Origin of the sequence: Paenarthrobacter sp. JL.01a, assembly GCF_025452095.1 — a bacterium.
Classification (GTDB): Bacteria; Actinomycetota; Actinomycetes; order Actinomycetales; family Micrococcaceae; genus Arthrobacter.
The window spans coordinates 2,409,227-2,431,235 of sequence record NZ_CP104877.1; the positions used below are offsets into that span (position 1 = coordinate 2,409,227).

General features: G+C 62.3%; 19 protein-coding genes. 7 read left to right on the forward strand and 12 right to left on the reverse strand.

Going from position 1 to position 22,009, the window contains the following annotated elements; all coding sequences use genetic code 11:
- Positions 1-44: 44 nt before the first annotated feature.
- On the reverse strand, positions 45-1,124 hold the full coding sequence (locus N5P29_RS11350) for a quinone-dependent dihydroorotate dehydrogenase (protein ID WP_262275079.1): 1,080 nt from the start codon (positions 1,122-1,124) through the stop codon (positions 45-47).
- Positions 1,125-1,192: 68 nt separating this feature from the next.
- Between N5P29_RS11350 and N5P29_RS11355 the strand changes: the two genes are divergently transcribed.
- From N5P29_RS11355 to N5P29_RS11365, 3 genes are all read left to right on the forward strand, one after another.
- On the forward strand, positions 1,193-2,875 hold the full coding sequence (locus N5P29_RS11355) for an FAD-binding dehydrogenase (RefSeq protein WP_262275080.1): 1,683 nt from the start codon (positions 1,193-1,195) through the stop codon (positions 2,873-2,875).
- A gap of 9 nt (positions 2,876-2,884) precedes the next feature.
- Entirely contained in the window at positions 2,885-3,907 is a 1,023-nt protein-coding gene (locus N5P29_RS11360) for an alpha/beta hydrolase (protein ID WP_262275081.1), read from the forward strand.
- 62 nt (positions 3,908-3,969) lie between these two features.
- Positions 3,970-4,974: an alpha/beta hydrolase gene (locus N5P29_RS11365; RefSeq protein WP_262275082.1), complete on the forward strand. Its 1,005-nt coding sequence runs from the start codon at positions 3,970-3,972 to the stop codon at positions 4,972-4,974.
- A gap of 15 nt (positions 4,975-4,989) precedes the next feature.
- Here the strand turns inward: N5P29_RS11365 and N5P29_RS11370 are convergent, their stop codons facing one another.
- The 3 genes from N5P29_RS11370 to leuA form a co-directional block, all read right to left on the reverse strand.
- Entirely contained in the window at positions 4,990-5,814 is an 825-nt protein-coding gene (locus N5P29_RS11370; protein WP_262275083.1) for an isoprenyl transferase, read from the reverse strand.
- A gap of 2 nt (positions 5,815-5,816) precedes the next feature.
- Positions 5,817-6,569, reverse strand: coding sequence for a DNA repair protein RecO (gene recO / locus N5P29_RS11375; protein WP_144658892.1), 753 nt, complete (start codon positions 6,567-6,569; stop codon positions 5,817-5,819).
- A gap of 84 nt (positions 6,570-6,653) precedes the next feature.
- Entirely contained in the window at positions 6,654-8,393 is a 1,740-nt protein-coding gene (gene leuA, locus N5P29_RS11380) for a 2-isopropylmalate synthase (protein WP_262275084.1), read from the reverse strand.
- 249 nt (positions 8,394-8,642) lie between these two features.
- On the opposite strand from leuA, the gene N5P29_RS11385 reads away from it, so the two are divergent.
- Entirely contained in the window at positions 8,643-10,595 is a 1,953-nt protein-coding gene (locus N5P29_RS11385; protein ID WP_262275085.1) for a M13 family metallopeptidase, read from the forward strand.
- Between the two features lie 74 nt (positions 10,596-10,669).
- Here N5P29_RS11385 and N5P29_RS11390 read toward each other — a convergent pair whose 3' ends face one another.
- The 5 genes from N5P29_RS11390 to N5P29_RS11410 all read right to left on the reverse strand — a co-directional run bounded on the left by N5P29_RS11390 (position 10,670) and on the right by N5P29_RS11410 (position 16,163).
- Complete coding sequence (locus N5P29_RS11390) at positions 10,670-12,229, reverse strand: LCP family protein (RefSeq protein WP_262275086.1); 1,560 nt, start codon at positions 12,227-12,229, stop codon at positions 10,670-10,672.
- 107 nt (positions 12,230-12,336) lie between these two features.
- On the reverse strand, positions 12,337-13,299 hold the full coding sequence (gene era / locus N5P29_RS11395) for a GTPase Era (protein ID WP_144658896.1): 963 nt from the start codon (positions 13,297-13,299) through the stop codon (positions 12,337-12,339).
- Complete coding sequence (locus N5P29_RS11400; protein ID WP_262275087.1) at positions 13,283-14,614, reverse strand: hemolysin family protein; 1,332 nt, start codon at positions 14,612-14,614, stop codon at positions 13,283-13,285. The genes era and N5P29_RS11400 overlap by 17 nt, the downstream gene beginning before the upstream one ends.
- Positions 14,611-15,084, reverse strand: a complete 474-nt coding sequence (ybeY, locus tag N5P29_RS11405) for an rRNA maturation RNase YbeY (protein ID WP_144658898.1) — start codon at positions 15,082-15,084, stop codon at positions 14,611-14,613. Before ybeY ends, N5P29_RS11400 begins: the two co-directional genes overlap by 4 nt.
- Positions 15,081-16,163 carry a PhoH family protein gene (locus tag N5P29_RS11410; protein WP_262275088.1) on the reverse strand — a complete coding sequence of 361 codons (1,083 nt, stop codon included), beginning with the start codon at positions 16,161-16,163 and terminating at the stop codon, positions 15,081-15,083. The genes ybeY and N5P29_RS11410 overlap by 4 nt, the downstream gene beginning before the upstream one ends.
- A gap of 273 nt (positions 16,164-16,436) precedes the next feature.
- On the opposite strand from N5P29_RS11410, the gene N5P29_RS11415 reads away from it, so the two are divergent.
- Entirely contained in the window at positions 16,437-17,375 is a 939-nt protein-coding gene (locus N5P29_RS11415) for a GerMN domain-containing protein (RefSeq protein ID WP_262275089.1), read from the forward strand.
- A 36-nt stretch (positions 17,376-17,411) separates the two neighbouring features.
- Here the strand turns inward: N5P29_RS11415 and N5P29_RS11420 are convergent, their stop codons facing one another.
- The 3 genes from N5P29_RS11420 to hrcA are packed head-to-tail and all read right to left on the reverse strand — an operon-like array spanning position 17,412 to position 20,361.
- Positions 17,412-18,173, reverse strand: a complete 762-nt coding sequence (locus N5P29_RS11420; protein WP_262275090.1) for a 16S rRNA (uracil(1498)-N(3))-methyltransferase — start codon at positions 18,171-18,173, stop codon at positions 17,412-17,414.
- A gap of 2 nt (positions 18,174-18,175) precedes the next feature.
- Positions 18,176-19,303 carry a molecular chaperone DnaJ gene (gene dnaJ, locus N5P29_RS11425; protein WP_262275091.1) on the reverse strand — a complete coding sequence of 376 codons (1,128 nt, stop codon included), beginning with the start codon at positions 19,301-19,303 and terminating at the stop codon, positions 18,176-18,178.
- 50 nt (positions 19,304-19,353) lie between these two features.
- Positions 19,354-20,361, reverse strand: a complete 1,008-nt coding sequence (hrcA, locus tag N5P29_RS11430) for a heat-inducible transcriptional repressor HrcA (protein WP_262275092.1) — start codon at positions 20,359-20,361, stop codon at positions 19,354-19,356.
- A 230-nt stretch (positions 20,362-20,591) separates the two neighbouring features.
- Here hrcA and N5P29_RS11435 point away from each other — a divergent pair, with 230 nt between their 5' ends.
- Positions 20,592-21,443 carry a DUF3097 domain-containing protein gene (locus tag N5P29_RS11435; RefSeq protein WP_262275093.1) on the forward strand — a complete coding sequence of 284 codons (852 nt, stop codon included), beginning with the start codon at positions 20,592-20,594 and terminating at the stop codon, positions 21,441-21,443.
- A 119-nt stretch (positions 21,444-21,562) separates the two neighbouring features.
- Positions 21,563-21,976, forward strand: a complete 414-nt coding sequence (locus N5P29_RS11440; RefSeq protein ID WP_018777707.1) for a DUF4870 domain-containing protein — start codon at positions 21,563-21,565, stop codon at positions 21,974-21,976.
- Positions 21,977-22,009 lie beyond the last annotated feature (33 nt).

Here is a 22,009-nt window from a genome sequence, read left to right on the forward strand (position 1 = left end):
AAGACCCCGGACCAGTGGTCCGGGGTCTTCTGCTTTAAGAAGCTTTAGCGGGACGCCCGCTGCCGCAGCTTGACCAGGCCTTTGTTGATGCGGGATACCCAGAACGGACCCTCATACAGGAAAGCCGTGTACCCCTGCACCAGTGTTGCTCCGGCATCGAGGCGATCTTGAACGTCGCGGGCGGACTCGACGCCACCAACGGCAATCAGCACAAGCTCATCACCCACAGCATCCTTGAGCCGCCGGAGGACTTCCAGGGATCGCTGCTTGAGCGGAGCACCCGACAAGCCACCGGCCCCAAGAGCCTCCACCTTGGCAGGGTCGGAGCTGAGACCGGCCCTGGAAATCGTGGTGTTGGTCGCGATGATTCCGTCAAGCTTCAAATCCAGCGCAAGGCGGGCGACGTCGTCAACGTCTTCATCGGACAAGTCCGGCGCAATCTTCACGAGCAAAGGAACGTGCCGTCCGGCAGCCTCGTCGGCGGCGTCCCCGACGGCCCGAAGCAGCGGACGCAGTGTTTCAACATTCTGCAGCAAACGCAGGCCCGGCGTGTTCGGGGAGCTGACGTTCACCACCAAATAGTCCGCGGCGGGAGCCAGGCTGCGGGCACTGACGAGGTAGTCTGCCGTGGCGTCGTCAAGGTCCACGTTTTTGGTCTTGCCAATGTTGACGCCGATGATCGGCCGTGTCTGCGGGTACAGCCTCTGCAAAGCAGCCCGTGCAGACTTGAGCCGCGGCGCAACCGCAGCGGCGCCGTCGTTGTTGAATCCCATGCGGTTGACTACGGCACGGTCTTCGATCAGGCGGAACAACCGGGGTTTGTCGTTGCCCGGCTGGGCCTGGCCGGTGATGGTGCCGACTTCGACGTGGCCGAAGCCGAGGTCGGCCAAAGCCTCAATGCCGTGGCCTTCTTTGTCAAAGCCGGCCGCCAGCCCGAACGGCGATGGGAAAGTGAGGCCGAAAGCTTCTGTCCTCAACGAGGCATCCGGGGCGCTCAGCCGCGCCAGAATCCGGCCGGCGCCGGTACGGTGCGCTGTTCGGATCGCCTGGAAACCGATCTTGTGGGCTTTCTCGGCATCCATCCAGGAGAAGGCCAACTTGAAGAATGTGGGGTAAACACGCATGCTCCTAGTTTTGCCGGTCCGGGACCTCTGGCCAAACCCGTGACCGCAGAAGCCGTTAGCATGTACGCATGCCGCTGGAAGATAGTGACGCACATCATGGACCCCGGCGCGTTTCTGCCGACATCGCGGTGGTTGGTGCCGGATTGTCCGGACTCGTCGCGGCCGCGACCGCCTATGCCGCAGGCAAGAGCGTTGTGGTGCTGGACCAAGAGCCGGAAGCATCAGTGGGCGGCCAGGCACACTGGTCGTTCGGCGGACTCTTCATGGTCGATACCCCGGAGCAGCGCAGGCTGGGCGTAAAGGACAGCCCCGAGCTCGCTTTGTCCGACTGGATGGCTTCTGCGGCCTTCGATCGACCGGCAGATGGGCACGCACGGGCCTGGGCGGAGGCCTACGTCCATTTCGCCGCCGGTGAGAAAAGGAGCTGGCTCAGTAACCTGGGCGTCGGCATTTTTCCGCTGGTTCAGTGGGCCGAGCGGGGTGGGTACGGTCCCCAGGGTCACGGAAACACGGTGCCCCGATTCCACGTCACTTGGGGAACGGGACCGGCGCTTGTCCAACCGTTCCTCGCAAAGGTGCAGGAAGGCGTCGCTGCGGGAAAGGTGCGGATGTTCTTCCGGCACAGGGCCGCTTCATTGACGACGACGGCGGGCCGGGTCACCGGCGTGTCGGGCCAGGTCTTGGAATGGTCGACGGCGGCGCGGGGCCAGGAGTCCTCGCGGGTCGCCGTCGGCGACTTCGAGGTGAACGCCGGAGCGGTCGTGGTGACCACGGGAGGGATAGGGGGCAACCACGATCTCGTGCGTCGGCAATGGCCAGGTGGCTCAGCGCCGGCCTACATGCTCAGTGGCGTGCCCGCCTCGGTGGACGGTGGGTTCCTTCCGGCAGTGCAAGCAGCGGGCGGAAGATTGATCAACGGTGACCGGATGTGGCACTACCCCGAGGGCATCCACAATTACGAGCCTGTGTGGCCCAAGCACGGAATCCGCATCCTCCCGGGACCTTCGTCTCTGTGGCTCGACGCCGAGGGCAGCCAATTGCCCGCCCCGCTCTTCCCGGGTTTCGATTCCCTGGGAGCCTTGCGCCATATTCTCGCAACAGGCCACGGCTACTCATGGTTCGTCCTTGACAGAACCATCGCCCTCAAGGAGCTGGCTCTTTCCGGGTCTGAACAGAATCCGGACCTCACCGGCAAGGACGTGAGGCTCCTGGCCTCGCGCCTGAAGCCGGGCACGGACTCCCCTATCCAACGTTTCCTGCAAAGGGGCGAAGACTTCATCGAGGCCACGTCAGTGCGGGACCTCGCCGCGGGGATGAACCGTCTGGCTCAAAACCACCTGATCGACGCCGGCACCCTGGAGGCGTTGGTGGACGCCCGGGACCGGCAGGTGACCAGTGGCCTTGGAAAGGACCCACAGCTTGCCGCGATCAGGGCAGCCCGGCGCTTCGCCACCGACAAACTGATGCGGGTCGCACCCCCGCACCGCCTGACTGACCCCAAGCACGGTCCCTTGGTTGCGATCCGCCTCTCGGTCCTGACCAGGAAGAGCCTCGGCGGCCTTCAAACAGACCTGGGCTCAAGGGTATTGGGCGTGGAGGGGAAAGCGGTTCCGGGTCTTTACGCAGCCGGGGAGGCTGCCGGGTTCGGCGGAGGAGGCATCCACGGGTATCGGGCGTTGGAAGGAACGTTCCTTGGCGGCTGCCTCTTCTCGGGTAGGGCTGCAGGGCGGAACGCCGCGGACGGTGTCTAAGCTAAAGCCATGGAGTGGACCCCTGACATCCTTGGAAAGGACTTCCAGTCCTGCGGCTTCGAGGCGGCGGGGCCCGACGGGGTGACCCGCCACGCCACACTGGTCCGGCATCGGACTGAAGGGACTTCCACCCCGGAGGATCCAGCGTCCGGACGCGCGTCCTTCGGAGCCGTGCTCTTCCTCCATGGTTGGAGCGACTACTTCTTCAATACCGAGCTCGCCCGGTTCTGGGCCGAACAGGGATACGATTTCTACGCTTTGGACATGCACAACCACGGCCGGAGCCTGCAGTCCAATACTCCGGGCGGCTACGTAGCGGACTTGAGGTACTACGACGCCGAAATCGACAGAGCCATGGACCTCATTCGGGATGACCGCTCTGGCTACCCAGACGGCACGCTGACCTTGATGGGGCATTCAACCGGGGGCCTGGTTGCCGCGTTATGGGCCAGCCGCCATCCCGGCCAGGTCCAGTTCCTGATACTCGACAGTCCGTGGCTCGAAATGCACGGGAACTCACTGGTCCGTCGTGCCGCCCACGCCATGGTCGCACCTCTTGCCAGGTTTCGTCCGGAGACTGTCTTGCGGCTGCCGGAGAGAGGTTTCTACTTCCGCAGCATCAGCAGCAGCGCAGAGGGAGAATGGGTGCTCGATGAGAAGTACCGGCCTCCTTTTGCCTTCCCTGTGCGGGCGGGATGGTTGAGCGCCGTCTTTGCGGGCCATTCGCAGGTGTCCCGGGGGCTCAACCTGGAAATACCTGTGTTGGTTCTGACTTCAGCGGCCAGCGCCAACGGCTTGGTGTGGCAGGAATCCATGCGTCGCTCCGACGCGGTCCTGGATGTGGGCATCATCGCCCTGCGCGCCATGGCACTTGGAAGAACAGTGACCTTGGAACGGATTGATGGCGGCCTGCATGATGTCTTCCTCTCGGCACCAGAGGTACGGAAAGACGCCTATGAACGGCTCGCCCGCTGGATCAGCGGATTCATGCGCCATGGCGCTCTGGAAGGGCAAGAGGAAAGGAATACGTGACGGGGACAGGCAACTCCGGTCAGCAGTGGAGGCCCGACGTCCTGGGCCGCAACTATGAATGCATGGACCTGCCACTTAAGGACGACGACGAAGGTCCGGTCAAAGCAACGCTTGTGAGGCACGCTCCGGCTCTCGAGGACACAGCTCCGCACGGAATCCTCGATTTCCTGGCGACCTTCGTCAAACGCAGGCACCGCACACCGCACGAACCGGATGGGGCCCCCAAAGTCGTCCTCTATCTCCACGGCTGGGCCGATTACTTCCTGCAAACGGAACTCGCCGAATACCTCACCGCCTCAGGCTTTCTTTTCTACGCGGTGGACCTGCGCAAATTCGGCAGAAGCCTTCTCCCAGGACAAACACCGGGCTACACGTCCGACCTCAGCGTTTATGATGAGGATCTTGCCGCGGCCCTGAGGGAGATCGAACGGGACGTGGCAGCACGGACCAGCAATCATGTGCCTCCCACCATCCATGTGATTGCCCATTCCCTGGGTGGACTCATCGCCGCGCTATGGGCCAACCGCAACCCAGGCACAGTGGGCACCCTGGTCCTGAACTCCCCTTGGCTTGAGCTCCAGGGCAGCAGCTTGGTCCGCAGCATCGCCATGCACCTGGTGGAACCGTTCGCCCGCACAGATCCGAAGCGCCCCTTCAGGTTTCCGGAAATGCCCGCCTACTGGGAAAGCGTCAGCAATGAAGCGCATGGCGAATGGATGCTGGACCCAGTGTGGCGGCCACGGGCTTCATTTCCCATTCGAGCTGGTTGGACCAAGGCTGTCCTTGCCGGGCACGCCGCCGTTGAGCGCAAGTTGAACATTGATGCCCCTGTCCTGGTTCTGTTGTCGGGCCGCACCAGAATCCAAGCCGACTGGACGGCCGACCTGATGCGCGCTGATGCCGTCATCGACGTCGAAGAAACCTCCCGGCGCGCCCTTGGCTTGGCACGGCGAACCGCGGTCTTCCGTTACCCGGGCGCGCTCCATGACATCTTCCTGTCGCGCCGCACGGTCCGGCAGCAAGCGTACCGGGACGTCGCAGTGTGGCTCGCGGCTTATCCGTACTGAATTAGCACACGCAGGCTAATTCGTGACGGGCGCCGCGTCCACGGCTCCTCCATAGCGCCTGTCGCGTTTGGCATAAATTTCGACGGCGTCCCACAGGGTGCGCCTGTCAACGTCCGGCCAGAGGGTATCCAGGAACACGAACTCCGCGTAGGCGGACTGCCACAGCAGGAAGTTGGAGAGTCGCTGCTCCCCCGAGCTTCGCAGGAAAAGGTCGACATCCGGGAGGTCGGGCTCGTCCAGATACTTCTGGATGGTCTTCTCGCTGACGGACCCTGGCTTGAGCCTGCCGGCCGCCACGTCTTCGGCAATGGCGGAGACGGCGTCCGCAATCTCAGCCCGCCCACCGTAATTAACACACATGGTCAACGTGCAGGTGTCATTGGCCCGGGTGTACTCCTCGGCTTCTTCCAGCTCCTTGATGACGGAGCCCCAAAGGCGGGGCCGGCGGCCGGCCCAGCGGATTCTGACACCCCAATCGTCGAGCTGGTTTCGCTGCCTACGAAGCACATCCTTGTTAAATCCCATCAGAAAGCGGACTTCTTCGGGTGAGCGGCGCCAGTTTTCGGTTGAAAATGCGTAGACGCTGACGTACTTGATCCCCAGCTCGATGGCTCCCGCCATGACGTCCAGAAGCGCGGGCTCTCCGGCCTTGTGTCCCTCGATCCGGGGCAATCCGCGCTGATTGGCCCATCGTCCGTTGCCATCCATGACAATGGCGACGTGTTGCGGGATGAGTTCACTCGGAATATTTGGCGGAACCGCTCCGGAAGGATGCGTATAAGGCGCCTGTACCGGGGTAGTCCGGGTCGCCGTCGTCTTGCTCTTCTTTCCAAGTGCCACTGTCAGCTTCGCTCCACATGTTTGAGGGATTTCACGGCACGTTCCAAATGCCATTGCAGGTAACTTGCCACCAAGCCCGCGGCTTCACGGCGGTGCCGTGGATCTGATGCGTCCGCAACAGCCCAGTCGCCGGTCAACAAGGCTCCAAGCAGGACGACGGTTTCGGCCGCAGGCGCCGGTGAACCGGGCGGCCTGCAGTCCCCACAAACCATGCCGCCTACCGGGGCGGCAAAGGCAGTATGCGGTCCAGGACGGCCACACCGGGCACAGGAGGTAAAGCTGGGAGCCCATCCTCCTGTGGCCAACGCACGCAGAAGATAGGAGTCAAGGATCAGTTCCGGCGGATGGTCCGAGCGACTCAGGGCTGCCAACGCACCCACCAGGAGGTTGTACTGCGCCGTCCCTGATTCGGAATCGGCGTCCGTCAGCTTTTCAGCGGTCTCGGTCATGGCCGCAGCCACCGTGAACCGGCCATAGTCGGCGGCGATGCTGCTCCCATAGGCACCCTTGGCCACAGCCTGGGTGACAATGTCCAGCGTTCGGCCCGACACCAGTTGCAGATCTGCCACCATAAAGGGCTCGAGCCTGGCTCCGAAGCGGCTGCTCGTCCTTCGGACGCCTTTGGCGACGGCACGCACTTGCCCATGGTGTTTCGTGAGCAAGGTAATGATGCGATCCGCCTCGCCCAGCTTGTGGGTACGGAGCACTACGGCATCGTCCCGATAGGCCCGGGCGGCAAACGATGGATTGGCCACATCTAATCTTCGCACTATGCCTGGACCCGGGACGGCCACCGGACCGTGTGGTGACAGAGTTTCCTGTCACCACACGGTTCCAGCCTAGGCTTGGGCGTCGCGTACTGCCCGGTTCACAGCCGAAATCAAAGCCTTGAGCGAAGACGTCGTGGTGCTGGGGTCAATCCCTACTCCCCACAGGACACGCTCTCCGACGGCACATTCGACGTACGCGGCGGCGCTGGCGCTGCCGCCCTCGGACAATGCGTGCTCGCTGTAGTCGAGGACCCGGACGTCGACGCCGTCCTGGTGCAGAATGTCCAGCAACGCCGCAATCGGTCCATTGCCGTGTCCGGTGCGCCGCACCTCGGCACCATCAATCCGCAGGTTCGCATTCATGGTCATGGCACCGGCTTCATCGGTTTCGGTGCTCACGCTGCCCAGCGTGTAGCGGCCCCATTGGGCCTGTTCCTCGTCTGAAGGCAGGTATTCGTCCTGGAAGATCTGCCACAGCTGGGATCCGCTGACCTCGCCACCGACGGCGTCCGTCCGCCGCTGGATGACGCCGGAGAACTCAATCTGGGCCCGACGTGGCAAGTCCAGGTTGTGCTCATTCTTCAGCAGGTACGCGACGCCACCCTTGCCGGACTGGGAGTTGACCCGGATGACGGCTTCGTAGCTGCGCCCCAGGTCCTTCGGGTCGATCGGCAGGTAAGGCACCTGCCAGGTGAAGTCATCCACGGACTTCCCGGCAGCGGCGGCGTCCTTCTCCAGTGCCTCAAAGCCCTTCTTGATGGCGTCTTGGTGCGAACCGGAGAATGCCGTGAAGACCAGGTCACCGCCATAGGGTGAGCGCTCCGGAACGGGCAGCTGGTTGCAGTACTCCACCGTTCGGCGGATCTCATCAATATCCGAGAAGTCGATCATGGGGTCCACGCCCTGGACAAACATGTTCAGCCCGAGCGTCACCAGGTCCACGTTGCCGGTGCGTTCGCCGTTTCCGAAGAGGCAGCCCTCGATGCGGTCCGCGCCAGCCAGGTAGCCCAGTTCAGCGGCTGCAACTCCGGTGCCACGATCGTTGTGGGGGTGCAGGGATATGATGATGCCGTCGCGGGGGTGCAGGTTGCGGTGCATCCACTCGATGGAATCGGCGTAAACGTTCGGGGTAGCCATTTCCACGGTGGCCGGCAAATTGATGATGACCTGCTTGTCGGCTGATGCCTCAAAGACGTCGGCAATGGCGTTGCATACACGCGCGGCGTACTCGAGCTCGGTTCCCGTGAAGGACTCGGGCGAGTATTCGTAGGTGATGTGCGTATCCGTCAGCGTTTCTTCATACTTCTTGCAGAGGCGCGCGCCCTGCAGTGCGATGTCCAGGATTCCGTCTTCGTCCTGGTTGAAGACGACACGCCGCTGGAGTACCGATGTGGAGTTGTACAGGTGGACGATGGCCTGCTTGGCGCCGACCAGGGACTCATAGGTCCGCTCGATCAGGTGTTCCCGCGCCTGGGTCAGGACCTGGATGGTGACGTCGTCGGGAATGTGACCGCCCTCGATCAGCTGACGGACAAAATCGAAGTCGGTCTGTGATGCGGAGGGGAACCCTACCTCGATTTCCTTGTAGCCCATCTTGACCAGCAGCTGGAACATCTTGAGCTTGCGGGCCGGGCTCATGGGATCGATCAACGCCTGGTTGCCATCCCGGAGGTCAACAGCACACCAACGCGGAGCTTTGGTGATGACCTTGTCCGGCCAGGTACGGTCAGGGACCTCAACGGTGATCTGGTCCTGGAACGGCACATAGCGGTGAATGGGCATACCGGAGGGCTTTTGTGCATTACGCATGACGTGTGGCCTTTTCTCTAAGAACTGTATGAAAGCTTGGCCGGACACAACGAAACTCCGCGGCGAGGGTGGCCCAGCGTCAAACAGCTATCAGGCCTCGCCGCGGCAGCTAAGAAGAAGCATTTCCGCACGCACAAAATTACAGTAGCACGGTGCGTATGATGACAGTGCAACACCTCATGCAACGTCCACTATGCAGACGCCGCAGCGGTGGCAACGCCGACTGCAGCGTCCCTTCAAGGAGGCACAGTGCCACAGTCGGGGATCACTCTTTCGAATATCGACCACAGCGTCCGGCCCCAGGACGACCTTTATCAACACGTCAATGGCGCGTGGCTGAACAGCACCACGATTCCTGACGACAGGCCGTTGGAGGGGACGTTCACCGCCTTACGCGATGGAGCCGAACTCGCAGTGAAGGCAATCATCGAAGAAGCCGCCGGCAAGGGTGAAGCGGCCACGGGCATCGAGCAAAAAGTGGGCGGCCTTTACGCAAGCTTCATGGATGAGGCCTCGGCCGAGGCAAAGGGACTCGACCCTGTCCGGCCGCGACTTGAGGAGGTACGGGCGGTGCAGTCCGCCGGAGAGCTGGCAGGCCTGATTGGCCGGCTTTTCCGTTCGGATGTATCAGGGCTCTTTTCGATCTACCCCGCCCCGGATGCCGGCAACCCTGAACGCATCCTGCTGTACATCGGTCAAGGTGGCTTGGGCTTGCCTGATGAGTCCTACTACCGCGAGGACAAGTTCGCCGGCATCGTTACGGCGTACAGCGAGTACATCGAAAGACTGTTCACCCTCGCCGGTGTCCCCGACGCTGCGCAGGCTGCCCAGCGCGTGGTCGCGCTTGAGACGGCCTTGGCATCGCATCATTGGGACAACGTCACGCTCAGGGATCCCCAGAAGACGTACAACTTGAAGTCGGCGGAAGAGGCAACGGCGCTGTTTCCCTTGCTGGACACCTGGTTCGATGCGGCGCGCGTCGATGCGGAGAAGCGGCGGGAAATCGTTGTCAGCACACCCGACTTCTTCACCGGCGCTGCCGGCTTGATGGAATCCGAGCCCCTGCAGACGTGGAAGGAATGGCTGACACTTCGGGTACTCAGTTCGGCCGCCCCCTACTTGTCGTCCGCCTTCGTTGACACCAACTTCGATTTCTATGGCACAACCCTCAGCGGGACACCACAGAACAAGGAACGGTGGAAGCGCGGGGTCGCGGTCGTGGAAGCAGCACTTGGCGAGGCAGTTGGCCAGATCTACGTCGAACGGCACTTCCCCGCCGGTCACAAGGCCCGGATGGAGACCTTGGTAGCCAATCTGATCGAGGCCTACCGCGAAAGCATCTCGTCATTGGAGTGGATGGGCGAAGAGACCAAGAAGGAAGCCCTGAAGAAGTTGGACGCGTTTCGTCCCAAGATCGGCTTCCCGGAGAAATGGATTGACTACTCTGCCGTGGAAATCGACCCCAATGATCTTCTCGGCAACGTTGAGCGCGCCCATGACGCCGATGTGGACCGGCACCTGGATGAGATCGGCAAGCCCGTTGACCTGACGAAGTGGCTGATGACACCCCAGACCGTCAACGCCTACTACCACCCCATGTTGAACGAAATTGTGTTCCCGGCTGCCATCCTCCAACCGCCTTTCTTCACCGCTGAAGCGGACGACGCCGTGAATTACGGTGGGATCGGCGCAGTGATCGGACACGAGATTGGCCACGGCTTCGACGATCAGGGATCGCAGTTCGATGGCAGCGGCGCACTGCGTAACTGGTGGACCGAGGACGACCGAAAGGCCTTCGAAGCGCTCACTGCGAAACTCGTGGCCCAGTTCGACGCCCTTTCACCGTATGCCGCACCGGATCACAAAGTGAACGGCAAACTCACTCTCGGCGAGAACATCGGAGATCTTGGCGGACTGACCATTGCCTACAAGGCGTACCTGCTGAGCCTGGATGGTAAAGAACCGGAAGTTATTGACGGCTTTACCGGCCAGCAAAGGTTCTTCATGTCCTGGGCTGCCGGATGGCGTCAGGTTATCCGCACAGAGGAAGCCATCCGCAGGCTCGCCACAGACCCGCACTCCCCTAATGAGTTCCGCACCAACGCCATCGCCCGAAACCTCGATGCTTTCCATGAGGCCTTTGGCGTGGGCGAAGCTGACGGAATGTGGGCTGAGCCGCAGGAACGTGTCAGCATCTGGTAAATGAACGTACGAAAAAGGCCGGGCCAGTAATTCAACTGGCCCGGCCTTTCTTATGAGTGGCTTTGCGTTGTCCGCTACTGATCGATGTAGAACGGGTTCACTTGCTGGCACACCGCGTCCTTGGCAGTTTGGTTGACCACATCTGAGGGGACCGACGCTGCGCCGTAGGCCGTGCCGGTTGTGAAGTCCGTACCCACGTAGAGCTGCACACCAGCCACGCCGGGTGCCTCTTGAACTTGGGCGGCCGGGATGCCATAGAGCTTGGCGACGTCGGCGGCCACGTCGGCAAAGCCAGTTCCGTAGTAAAGCACGGTCTGGTCCACGGGGTTGGCCAGATAGGACACAGCCTGCGCGAATCCGCCGCCCGTCAGAACGGCCATCAATTCCTGGCCGCGCGTGGCAACGCCACTGCCGTTTGCCACTGAAACAGGTTGGATAGCTTTGTCGTAGGCAGGCGCGGCGGGCGTTGTGGCCGTCGGCTGCGGTGCCGGGCTTTCCGACGGCGAAGGAGTAGCCGTCGCACCGGGGGTGGTGAGGTCGAGGTCCGCGCGCAGTGCTGCGAAGAGCTGGGACGCTTGGGGTTCCACAAGTTCAAGGCGGTTCGGATCTACGGCTGCAGCCTGGGTAGGCACTGCCACGAACGCTACCTTGGACACGTCAATGTCCTTCAGCCGCCCACCGATGGTCAACAGCGAAGGGACAGAGGCGAGGCCCTCGTCCACTGTCAGGTTTTGGGTGACGACATCTGCGATCTGGAGGAGACGCTGCGGGTTGCCCAACGTGCCTTCACTCTTGAGCTTTCGAGTCAGGGACGAAAGGAATGCCTGCTGGCCCTTGATGCGGCCCAAATCGCCGCCGTCACCGAACGCATGCCTGGTGCGCAGGAACGCCAGGGCCTGCTCGCCTTCGACCAACGAGTCGCCCTTGGGCAGGCGGAGCCGGGAGTCCGGATCAAAGACGGGGTCGCTGACGCACACATTCACACCGCCAACGGCGTGGGAAAGTTCCTTGACGGCGTTGAAGTCAGCCATCATAAAGTGGTCGATCTCGAGGCCCGTCAGCTTGTTGATGGTGTCGACTGCGCAACCGATGCCGGCCTCTGCCATGGCCTCGTTGATCATCACGCCGCTTCGGGCAGGAAAGGTCTGGTTGTTGGTGCGGTCGGTGCACTGGGGAACGTTCACCAACAGATCGCGGGGGAAGCTGAGGACATTGACGCGCTTGTTGTCGGCAGAGATGTCCAGCAGCATCATGACGTCCGAGTGACCATAACCCGTGGAGTCTTCGCTGGTGCCGTATTCGGCATTCTTGCCGTCACGGGTATCGGAGCCAAGGATCAGGATCTGAAGGCGGTCGGTCTTGTCATTGGCCGTGGCCTCACCTGCGTTGCGGCTTTCATCGGCACTCAAGGGGGCCTTGGTGATGTTGGTCTGCAGCCGGATAAACCAGAAAGCAGCAAACGCGACGCCGGCGACCAACGCGACGGACACCACACCGGTGACAATCTTCACCCAAAGAGGCAGTCCCTTGCGCTCATTCATATGGCGCGGAGTGCCGTCGGCCTCGGCTCCATGGCGTGCCGCAACGGGGCCAGCGGTGCCGGTGCCCTCCGGGCGGGCGTCACGACGTCGCACTATTCGGTTTCCTTTTCCTTAAACAGCTTGATCCCCGCAATCATAGTTGCCGTTTCTGGGAAGTTCCTTATCGGGCCGGGAGCCACGCCGGATCCAGCCTTGCCGGCCTAGAATCCGAGTTTGACCAGCTGCTTCGGATCGCGCTGCCAGTCCTTGGCGACTTTGACATGCAAATCGAGGTAGATCCGGGTACCAAGAAGGGTTTCGATGCCCTTTCGGGCATTGGTCCCGACTTCACGCAGCCGGCTGCCGCCCTTGCCGATAATGATGGCCTTCTGGGAGGGACGCTCCACGTAGAGATTGACGCGGACGTCCAGGAGCGGATTGTCCTCAGTGCGGCCTTCACGCGGCACGATCTCCTCCACCACTACGGCCAGCGAATGCGGAAGCTCATCCCGCACACCTTCCAATGCCGCTTCCCGGATGAGCTCGGCAATCATCACTGCTTCGGGCTCATCGGTAAGCTCGCCATCCGGATAAAGGGGCGGCGAGGGGGGCATGTGGCTGATCAGGACGTCGGCGACGGTGGAAACCTGGAAACCGTCGGCCGCCGAGACCGGAACGATGTCAGCCCATCCTGCTTCGCCCAGGACCTCCCTGCCGAGCTCGGCGACGGCGAGCAACTGCTCGGTCAGGGCCTGGCGGTCCACGAGGTCGGTTTTGGTCACCAACGCGACGATCGGCTTGCGTCCGACGCCGGCCAGCTGGGCGGCAATGAACTTGTCGCCGGGACCAATCTTTTCGTTGGCGGGGAGGCAGAATCCGATGGCGTCGACTTCAGCCAAAGTGTCGGCAACGAGCTCGTTCAGCCGCTTACCGAGAAGGGTACGGGGACGGTGCAGGCCCGGAGTGTCCACGAGAATCAATTGTGCGTCCTCGCGGTGGACAATGCCGCGGATGGTGTGGCGCGTAGTCTGCGGCTTGGCTGAAGTGATCGCTACCTTCTGGCCAACAAGGGCGTTGGTCAGGGTGGACTTGCCGGCATTTGGCCGACCGACCAGCACCGAGAAGCCCGCGTGGAAGCCGCCGAAGTCGCTGTCGGCGTCGAATTTCTTATTTTGCTTGCTCACGTGGAACTCCCTGTTGCGTTGAGTCGGCGTCGTCGAGAAGGTCTTCAAGGTCAGTGTCTTCCTTTGGCATGGCGGCCGCAATGATATGGCTGACCCTGTTACGCCGACCCTCAAGCCTATCTGCCTTTAGGAACACACCGTTCACTTCAACGGAGCTTCCGACGATCGGAACCTGGCCAAGGGCCTTGGCGAGTAGACCGCCCACGGTGTCCACTTCGTCGTCGTCGAGTTCGATATCGAACAGTTCGCCCAGGTCATCGATGCTCATGCGCGCGCTGACGCGATACTGTCCGTCACCCAAGTCGACAGCCTCCTCAGCGGCGGCGTCGTACTCGTCGACGATCTCGCCGACGATTTCCTCGATGAGATCTTCCAACGTGACCAAACCGGCGGTTCCACCGTATTCATCAATGACGATGGCAACGTGGGTGGACTCCTGCTGGAGCTCGCGCAGGAGATCGCTCACCGGCTTGGACTCGGGGACGTACCGGACATCCCGGGCCAGCGAATCGACGTCGTGTGGCTGCAGTCCCGGTTCACCGCGGTGCATGGCCGCTGCGACATCCTTGAGGTACAGGATGCCGCGGATTTGGTCGGTGTTTTCACCAATCACGGGGATGCGGGAGTAACCGGATCGCAGGAACAAGCCCATGGCGGTCTCAAGGTCGGCTCCCGTGCCGATACTGACGATGTCAGTGCGGGGAACCATGACAGAACGTACCAAGGTGTCGCCGAAATCGAAGACTGAGTGGATGAGTTCGGCTTCGTTGTCTTCGATCATGTCTGATTCAGCCGCGCGGTCCACGAACTCGCGGAACTCTTCTTCGCTGACGAACGCGTCGTCGCCGGCAGGGGCTCCGGGGGCCACAGCCTGGCCCAGGGCCACAAGCCAGCCCGGGATGGGACCGAGGACCCAGCACAGGAACCTGATCAGGGGCGCGGTGAAGCGCACGACGGGTCCCGAGTGGGCACGCCCAAGCTGCCTGGGCGAAACACCGACCAGCACAAAGCCGATGACGGCCATGATGCCCGTCGCGGCCAGCCCGGCGAGCCACACGTTGTCCAGCAGGCTGTGGAGGACAACGGCGACCGCCACGGCCGCTGCCATTTCAAACCAAACACGCCAGAAGCGCAGTGCCCTCATGTGGGCAATGGGGTTTGCGAGGATGCCGGCCAGGGCTTTGCCCTTGCTTCGGCCAAGGGATTGTTCGGCCTCATGCCGTGGCAGGAAGTTGAACGCAGCCTCCGCTGCAGTCAGCAAGGCTACAAAGCTGAGGAAAACCAGCGCCATGCCGACCAGGATGAGCGAGGTCACTGCATGGTCTCCATGGGGGCATCCTTGCCCAGGAATTCAGACAGCAGTTCGCGCTGCAGGCCAAACATTTCTTCTTTTTCCTCGGGTTCTGCGTGGTCGAAGCCCAGCAGATGCAGGATTCCGTGCGTGGCCAGCAGCAGCATCTCATCCTGCGTGGAGTGACCGGCGTTGCGTGCTTGGACTTCAGCCACCTGCGGGCAGATGGCGATGTCCCCGAGCATGCCTTGCGGGGTGGGCTTGTCCGGCGTCCCCGGCGTCAGTTCATCCATGGGCACGGACAGGACATCCGTTGCCCCGGGCTCGTCCATCAGCTCAATGTGGAGCTTCTCCATGGCGGGTTCGTCCACCAAGAGGATCGACAGCTCCGCCTGGGGGTGGATATAGAGGCGCTCGAAAATGAAGCGGGACAACGTCACCAGCTGTGCTTCATCGACTGCCACGCCGGACTCATTGTTGACTTCAATGCTCATTTACGTTCTCCACGTTTATGGGTGTTGGCAGCGGCCGCGGGTCGGTGGGCGTCATCCCATGCGCTGTAAGCGGAGACGATATCGGCCACCAGGCGATGCCGCACCACGTCAGCCGCCTCCAGGATCGAGAAATTGACGTCGTCGATACCGGTGAGGATTTCGCGGACGATCCTCAGACCCGAGGTCGAGCCAAAGGGAAGGTCGATCTGCGTGACGTCACCGGTGACTACCATCTTCGACCCGAACCCGAGGCGCGTCAGGAACATCTTCATCTGTTCCGGAGTGGTGTTCTGGGCTTCATCAAGGATGATGAAGGCGTCGTTCAGGGTACGGCCACGCATGTAGGCCAAAGGCGCTACTTCGATGGTCCCGGCAGCCATCAGGCGAGGGATGGATTCCGGATCCATCATGTCGTGCAGGGCGTCGTACAGGGGACGCAGGTACGGGTCGATCTTGTCGCTGAGAGTGCCAGGAAGGAAGCCCAGCCTCTCCCCCGCCTCAACGGCGGGCCGCGTCAGGATGATCCGGCTGACTTCCTTGTTCTGCAATGCCTGCACAGCCTTGGCCATGGCGAGGTACGTCTTACCGGTACCTGCAGGGCCAATTCCGAAGATCACCGTGTTGTCGTCGATGGCGTCAACATAGTTCTTCTGGTTCAGGGTCTTGGGCCTGATGGTCTTGCCCCTGCTGGAGAGGATGTTGTGGGTCAGGACATCCGCGGGATTCTGCACGGACTGGGTCCGCAGCAGGGAGACCAGTTGCTGAAGTACGTCGGGCGTGACCAAGGTTCCCTTGGCCACGAGGCCGCGTACTTCCTCAAGGAGGCGCATAATCCGTGGAATCACCGTGGAAGGACCGGTCATGGAGAGCTCGTTGCCACGAACGTGGAAGTTCACGTCCGGGAACTGCTCCTCGATGTACCGCAGCGCTTCATCATGGCTGCCCAGCGAGTGAACCATCTGGTCGGAGTTGTCGAACCTAACAACTTCCGTGCGCGTGCCCGGTAAAGTGTGCGGGAACTCGGTCAGCGGCTGGTTCCCGTTTCCGGTCCTGAGCCGCCCGTTCAAAGATTCACTCATAGTGCTGGCCTGCGGCCTGTTCTCCTCCGGTTGATGGTATGACGCAATCCTACGCCAGCCCCGGGCCGGATGAACCTCGGCAAGGTGCCGGAACCCAGGCCGAAACGATACCGAAGACATTTTGTCTCAACTCGGCATCAAGCCGGTATCAATCATGTTTCAGTTGACCGCCGTCCACCCAAACCCGGCCGGACGCCGTCGTCGATGTGCCAAGCTGGCTTAACCGGGTGGTTGGAACCCCCGCAGCCCTGACCAAAAGGAAGCACCATAGCCATGCCAGCGAGCACCGGGAAAGGCGCACGAAAGCGGACACGGTCCGCCATCGCCGCGCCTGCGATGCTTGCTGTCCTGCTGCTGACCGGTTGCATTGCCAACGGCGGCGGGAGCAGCCAGGCGACGTCGAGCCCGCCGTCGCTGTCCGTCCAGGACGCGCCCGCGAGCAACGCCCCCTTGGAGACAACCCAGGCATCCACCAAGATTCCGGTCTATTGGATTGGGCGAAGCAAGGACGAGGTCTACCTCTACCGCGAATTCCGGGACATTTCCGGTGACGGCAACCCTGTCACCACCGCCCTGAAGATCATGATGGCCGAGAAGCCGTTGGATCATGATTTCTTCACGCCGTGGCAGGAACCTGGAAACCTGGCGACCTCCATCTCGGGGAAGAACGTGATCACCGTCGACGTCTCCCGCGACGCCTTCAACTCGAACCTGGACGCCGGGATGGCCCAGAGGGCCATTCAGCAGCTGGTGTACACAGCCACGGCGGCAGCGTCGTCCTCCGGACTCATCAACTCGGGCCAGCAGATCCAGGTGGTCATCCTGGTGGACGGCCACAAGGACTACATGGCGTTCGGACAAGTAAAACTTGGCGAACCCATGACGCGCGACGCTTCCTTGGTGGCACCGCTGTGGATCATTGATCCCCAGGAGGACGTGTCCTTGCCGGCAGGGCTCATCAAGTTCAACGGCCGCATCACGGACAACTCCCGGCCCATCAGCTGGCAGATCCTCCAGGACAACGGCAAGGGAGAGAAGTCGAGCCTGCTCACGGGCCAGACCAAGGCAACCGGCGAGCCCGGTCAGTACGGTCTCTTCAGCTTCGGCGCAACACTGAAACCCGGCAAGTACGAGCTCCGCGTCTCCGAGGTGGACGACGCCGGCAAGGCGATCGAATCGAGCACGGATACCCGCCTGTTCAGCGTCTCCTAGGCGTCTTGTGCGTAGCTTGCGAGCGTCGGTGGCCGGCTACCAGCGTCCGAGGACGTCGCTGGCCAGAACGACGGCGGCAGGTCCCGCCGTCGACGACCGCAGCACATGGTGACCCAACAGTGCGGTGACGGCCCCAGCGTCGCTCAGCCGCGTTACTTCCCGCGGCGAGATTCCACCTTCGGGACCCACGATCAACAGAACCTCACGGGGCGAGGCGTCGTCGACGTCCAACTTCCCCAGGACCTCACGCAGGGGGTTCTTTGCGTCCTCGTGAAGGATAATGGCGAGGTCAGCTTCCGCAACGGCTTTGGCCAGTCCGTTCGAGTCCACAATCGGGCGGACCGAAGGTATCCAGGACCTCCGCGCCTGCTTGGCGGCAGCGGTAACCACGGACTCCCACTTGGCATGCGCTTTCGCTGCCCGGTCACCCTTCCAGCGCACGATCGAACGTTCCGACTGCCAGGGAACCACGGCATCGATTCCGAGTTCAGTGGCCGTCTCGATGGCCAGCTCATCGCGATCGCCCTTGGCCAAGGCCTGCACCAGAACCAAACGCACATGGGGCTGCTCTTCGAAGACGACGTCCGCCACCGTCACCGTCAAGGTGCCGGCTCCGACGTCGGCAACGGTCCCGGTGAGCCGGGCGCCTGCGCCGTCGGCGATGTCAACTGACTCACCGACGGCAAGGCGCTTGACCGTTACGGCGTGGCGCGCTTCGGAACCCTCCAGGATGAATTCGGCACCGGAGTGCAGCTGGTCAAGGCTGCCGGCGGGCGCGAAGAAGACGGGATTGCTCACCGCTACAGGTTACCGAGCTTGTCCCGGAGCTTTGCGAACATTCCACCGCTGGCCAGAAGCTTGCCCTCGGTGAATTGCTCACCCCGAAGCTTGGCGAGCTGCTGCAGCAGTTCTTCCTGGGCATGGTCAAGTTTGGTGGGCGTCTCGACGTGCAGGTGCACCTTGAGGTCGCCCCGGCCGTAGCCCCGGAGATGGGTGACGCCGAGACCGCGCAGGGTGATGATCTCTCCGGACTGCGTGCCTGCCTTCACCTCGATGCCTTGCGCGCCGTCGAAGGTGTCGAGCTCCAGGTCCGTGCCCAGAGCTGCCGCCGTCATGGGCACGCTCAAGGTGGCGTGGAGGTCATCACCTTCACGAACGAACATGGAATCGTTGTTCACCCGGATCTCCACGTAGAGATCGCCGGCCGGCCCACCAGCCGGGCCTGCTTCGCCCTGTCCGGACAGCTGGATCCGCGTGCCGGTGGCGACGCCTGCCGGAACCTTGATGGTCAACGAACGGCGGCTCCGGATGCGGCCCTGGCCGCTGCACTCGTTGCAGGGATCCTTGATAACGGTGCCGAATCCTTCACAGGTTCCGCAGGGCGCGGTGGTCATGACCTGGCCGAGGATGGAGCGCACTGCGCGCTGGACCTGGCCGCTGCCGCCGCAAATGTCGCAGCGTTCGGGGTGGGTGCCTGGACGGCAGCAGCTGCCATCACACGTTGGGCAGACCACGGCTGTATCGACTTCAAGCTTCTTGTTGACGCCGAACACCGCGTCCTTGAGGTCGATCCGGACACTGATGAGGGCGTCCTGGCCGCGCCGGACGCGGGAGGCAGGTCCTCCGTGGCCTCCCCCACCGCCAAAGAACGTGTCGAAGATGTCCTGGAAGGCGAAGCCCTGTCCTGCGTACCCGCCACCGAATCCGTTGTCCGTTCCGTTTTCATTGCCCGTGGCGTCATAGACGCGGCGTTTCTGGGGATCTGACAACACTTCGTAAGCGTGGGTCACGGCCTTGAACTGCTCCGCTACATCTTCACCGGGGTTTACGTCCGGGTGGAGTTTCCGTGCCAGCTTGCGGTACGCCTTTTTGATCTCTTCCCCGGTGGCTTCCGGCGAGACTCCCAAAACGTCATAGTGGCTGCTCAAAGTCGGTATCTCTTCCTGGTTGTACTGCGGATTTTTCCTCGGGCCGGTTTTCAGCCGCCGAGAATGCGGGAAAGGTAACGGGCCACGGCGCGTACTGCCGCCATGGTGGTCGGATAGTCCATGCGGGTCGGTCCCAGAATGCCCACCTTGGCACCTGATCCGTAGCCCGTGGCCACGACAGATGCCTCGGCAAGGCCGTCGTACGGATTCTCCCGGCCAATGCTGACCGTGACGCCTCGAGGATCGTCTCCCATGTCCGACAACAACCGGAGCATGACAACTTGTTCCTCAAGTGCTTCCAGCACAGGCCCGATGCTCAACGGGAAATCGACGTTGGACCGTGCGAGGTTGGCCGTACCGGCCATAAGGATGCGCTCTTCACGGCTGGTGTCGCTCAACGATTCCAGTCCGTTGGCGAGCGTTTGCGCGAGGGCCCGAAGGTCGGGCGGACAGAGCGCAACCACTGAGGGAAGTACCTGCGGCAGGAGGGCCAGCTGGGTGCCGGCGATGCTGCCAAGGAAACGGGACCTCAACAACATCAATGCCTCGTTGCTCACATCCACGCCTGTGTCGATGACCTTCTGCACGACACTCCCGGTGTCTGCGATCAGGACAACAAGCACCTGCTTGGGTGCCAGCAGGACGAACTCCGCGTGGCGGACCAATGCGCGGTGCGAGTGCGGGTACTGGACGACGGCGACCTGATTGGTCAGCTGGGAAAGGAGCCTGACGGTGCGCTCAAGGATGTCATCGACGTCGTCAGGGCCCTCCAGCAGTGAATGGATGGCCCGGCGCTCGGCCGCGGACAACGGCTTGACCTGGGAGATGCGGTCAACGAAGAGGCGATAGCCCTTGTCGGTAGGAATCCGGCCCGCGCTGGTATGAGGGGCCGCAATGAGGCCTTCCTCTTCCAGGACAGCCATGTCATTGCGGATGGTGGCGCTGGAAACACCCAAGTGATGCCGCTCGACGAGGGCCTTGGATCCCACAGGCTCCCGGGAATGCACATAATCCTCAACGATGGCACGCAGCACTTCGAGCTTGCGTGGCTCACTCATTGCTCCACCTCCTGACAATTGCCATGGTCCTTTGGGACCGTCCCCGCGTGACCTCCGACGGGTCACCACACTTAGCACTCAACATGCCCAAGTGCTAACAAGTCTAGTATGAGCTACCGCGTTGTTAGCATTGAAACCGTCCGCGGACAGTATCCAGGACGGCGAGCCAGTGCAGCTTGATCGCAGCTGTTGCCCGTCCTTACGCATATCAGCACAGAGGTAGGAATTCCTTGGCTTTCGACAATTGGGGCCCGCAGGATCTATCGGCTCCGGCCAAACGCCAACTCCCCGAGGTCCCGGTACAACGAGGAATGGTCCTGGAGGACGTCCAGTCGGGGTGGGTGGGCGAAGTCACCCGGGTTGAGAAGACGGGTGGCATGCACATCGTGGCCCTGGAGGACAGGCGTGGCAAGACCAAGTCATTCCAACTCGGCTATGGATTCCTCCTCGAAGGACAACCCATCCGGTTGATGCCTCCAGCCGCCCGCCCGCCTGCTTCAGCAGTTCCGGCGGGACGGACAGCCTCTGGCTCGGTGAAGGTCCAGGGACAGCGGGCACAGGTAGCCAAGGCCAGCCGGATCTGGGTTGAAGGCAAACACGACGCCGAACTGGTCGAGAAAGTCTGGGGTGACGATCTCCGGGTTGAGGGAATCGTGGTCGAACCCCTCCATGGCGTGGACGACCTTAAATCCGCCATCGCCGCTTTCCGCCCCGGACCCGACCGCCGGCTCGGTATCCTGGTGGACCACCTGGTTCAGGGCTCCAAGGAATCCCGGATCGCAGCCGAAGCCATGACAGTCCCCGGGGCTGCCGGGAATGTCTTGATCGTCGGACACCCCTACGTGGACGTGTGGCAGGCAATCCGGCCCAAGGTGCTGGGCATTGAGCAATGGCCGGCCGTGGCCCGCGGGACGGATTGGAAGACCGGTATTCTCACCGCCTTCGGGTGGCCCCATGAGAGCGCCGAGGACATAGGTTTGGGCTGGCAGCGGCTCCTCGGTGCGGTGCGCAGCTACGCGGACCTTGAGCCATCGTTGCTCGGCCGAGTGGAAGAAGTCATCGACTTCCTGACCGTCCCCTGATCTGCCGCCCAGCACTCGACGATCTGACCGTTTGCGGGGCGTTGGTCCCGGGAAGGACGTGCGGGCCGGTATTCTTGGACAGCAACACCGCAGCATCTTTACAGCAAAGGGAAGACACCGTGGCAGATAACGCTCCTGAAGAACCGGGCAGTGCCGCAGGCCGGCCCCAGTATCACGGCGCGCCTGCCAACGCACTCCCGCTGACGGCCAGTGAGGACCGGCAGTGGGCCACTTTGGCACACTTCGGCGGCATCCTCGGATGCCTGCCGGCTCTTTTGATCTACTTGATTTTCCGCGACCGTGGGCCGTTCACAGCACAGGAATCCAAGGAAGCGCTGAATTTCACGCTGCCTCCCACCATTGCCGCCGTGCTCGCGAACATCCTGGTGCTGCTGCCGGTGGTGGGCAATATCTTTGCAGTCATCGCCACGGGCATCTGGGTAGCGCTGACCTGCTTCTCCGTCTCAGCCGGTATCAGGGTCAACCACGGTCAGCCGCACCGCTACCGCTTCAACCTGCGCTGGATCAAGTAAAGCTCCCGGCTCAGGACGCAGGAGTTCCGCTGC

Excerpts from the sequence above, each read along its gene's own strand:
- ybeY (WP_144658898.1), bottom strand. The coding sequence starts at position 15,084 with ATGAGCATTGAAGTCAACAATGAGTCCGGCGTGGCAGTCGATGAAGCA.
- N5P29_RS11355 (WP_262275080.1), top strand. The coding sequence starts at position 1,193 with ATGCCGCTGGAAGATAGTGACGCACATCATGGACCCCGGCGCGTTTCT.
- hrcA (WP_262275092.1), bottom strand. The coding sequence starts at position 20,361 with ATGAGTGAGCCACGCAAGCTCGAAGTGCTGCGTGCCATCGTTGAGGAT.
- N5P29_RS11365 (WP_262275082.1), top strand. The coding sequence starts at position 3,970 with ATGGACCTGCCACTTAAGGACGACGACGAAGGTCCGGTCAAAGCAACG.
- N5P29_RS11360 (WP_262275081.1), top strand. The coding sequence starts at position 2,885 with ATGGAGTGGACCCCTGACATCCTTGGAAAGGACTTCCAGTCCTGCGGC.
- leuA (WP_262275084.1), bottom strand. The coding sequence starts at position 8,393 with ATGCGTAATGCACAAAAGCCCTCCGGTATGCCCATTCACCGCTATGTG.
- N5P29_RS11415 (WP_262275089.1), top strand. The coding sequence starts at position 16,437 with ATGCCAGCGAGCACCGGGAAAGGCGCACGAAAGCGGACACGGTCCGCC.
- N5P29_RS11350 (WP_262275079.1), bottom strand. The coding sequence starts at position 1,124 with ATGCGTGTTTACCCCACATTCTTCAAGTTGGCCTTCTCCTGGATGGAT.
- N5P29_RS11410 (WP_262275088.1), bottom strand. The coding sequence starts at position 16,163 with ATGAGTGAATCTTTGAACGGGCGGCTCAGGACCGGAAACGGGAACCAG.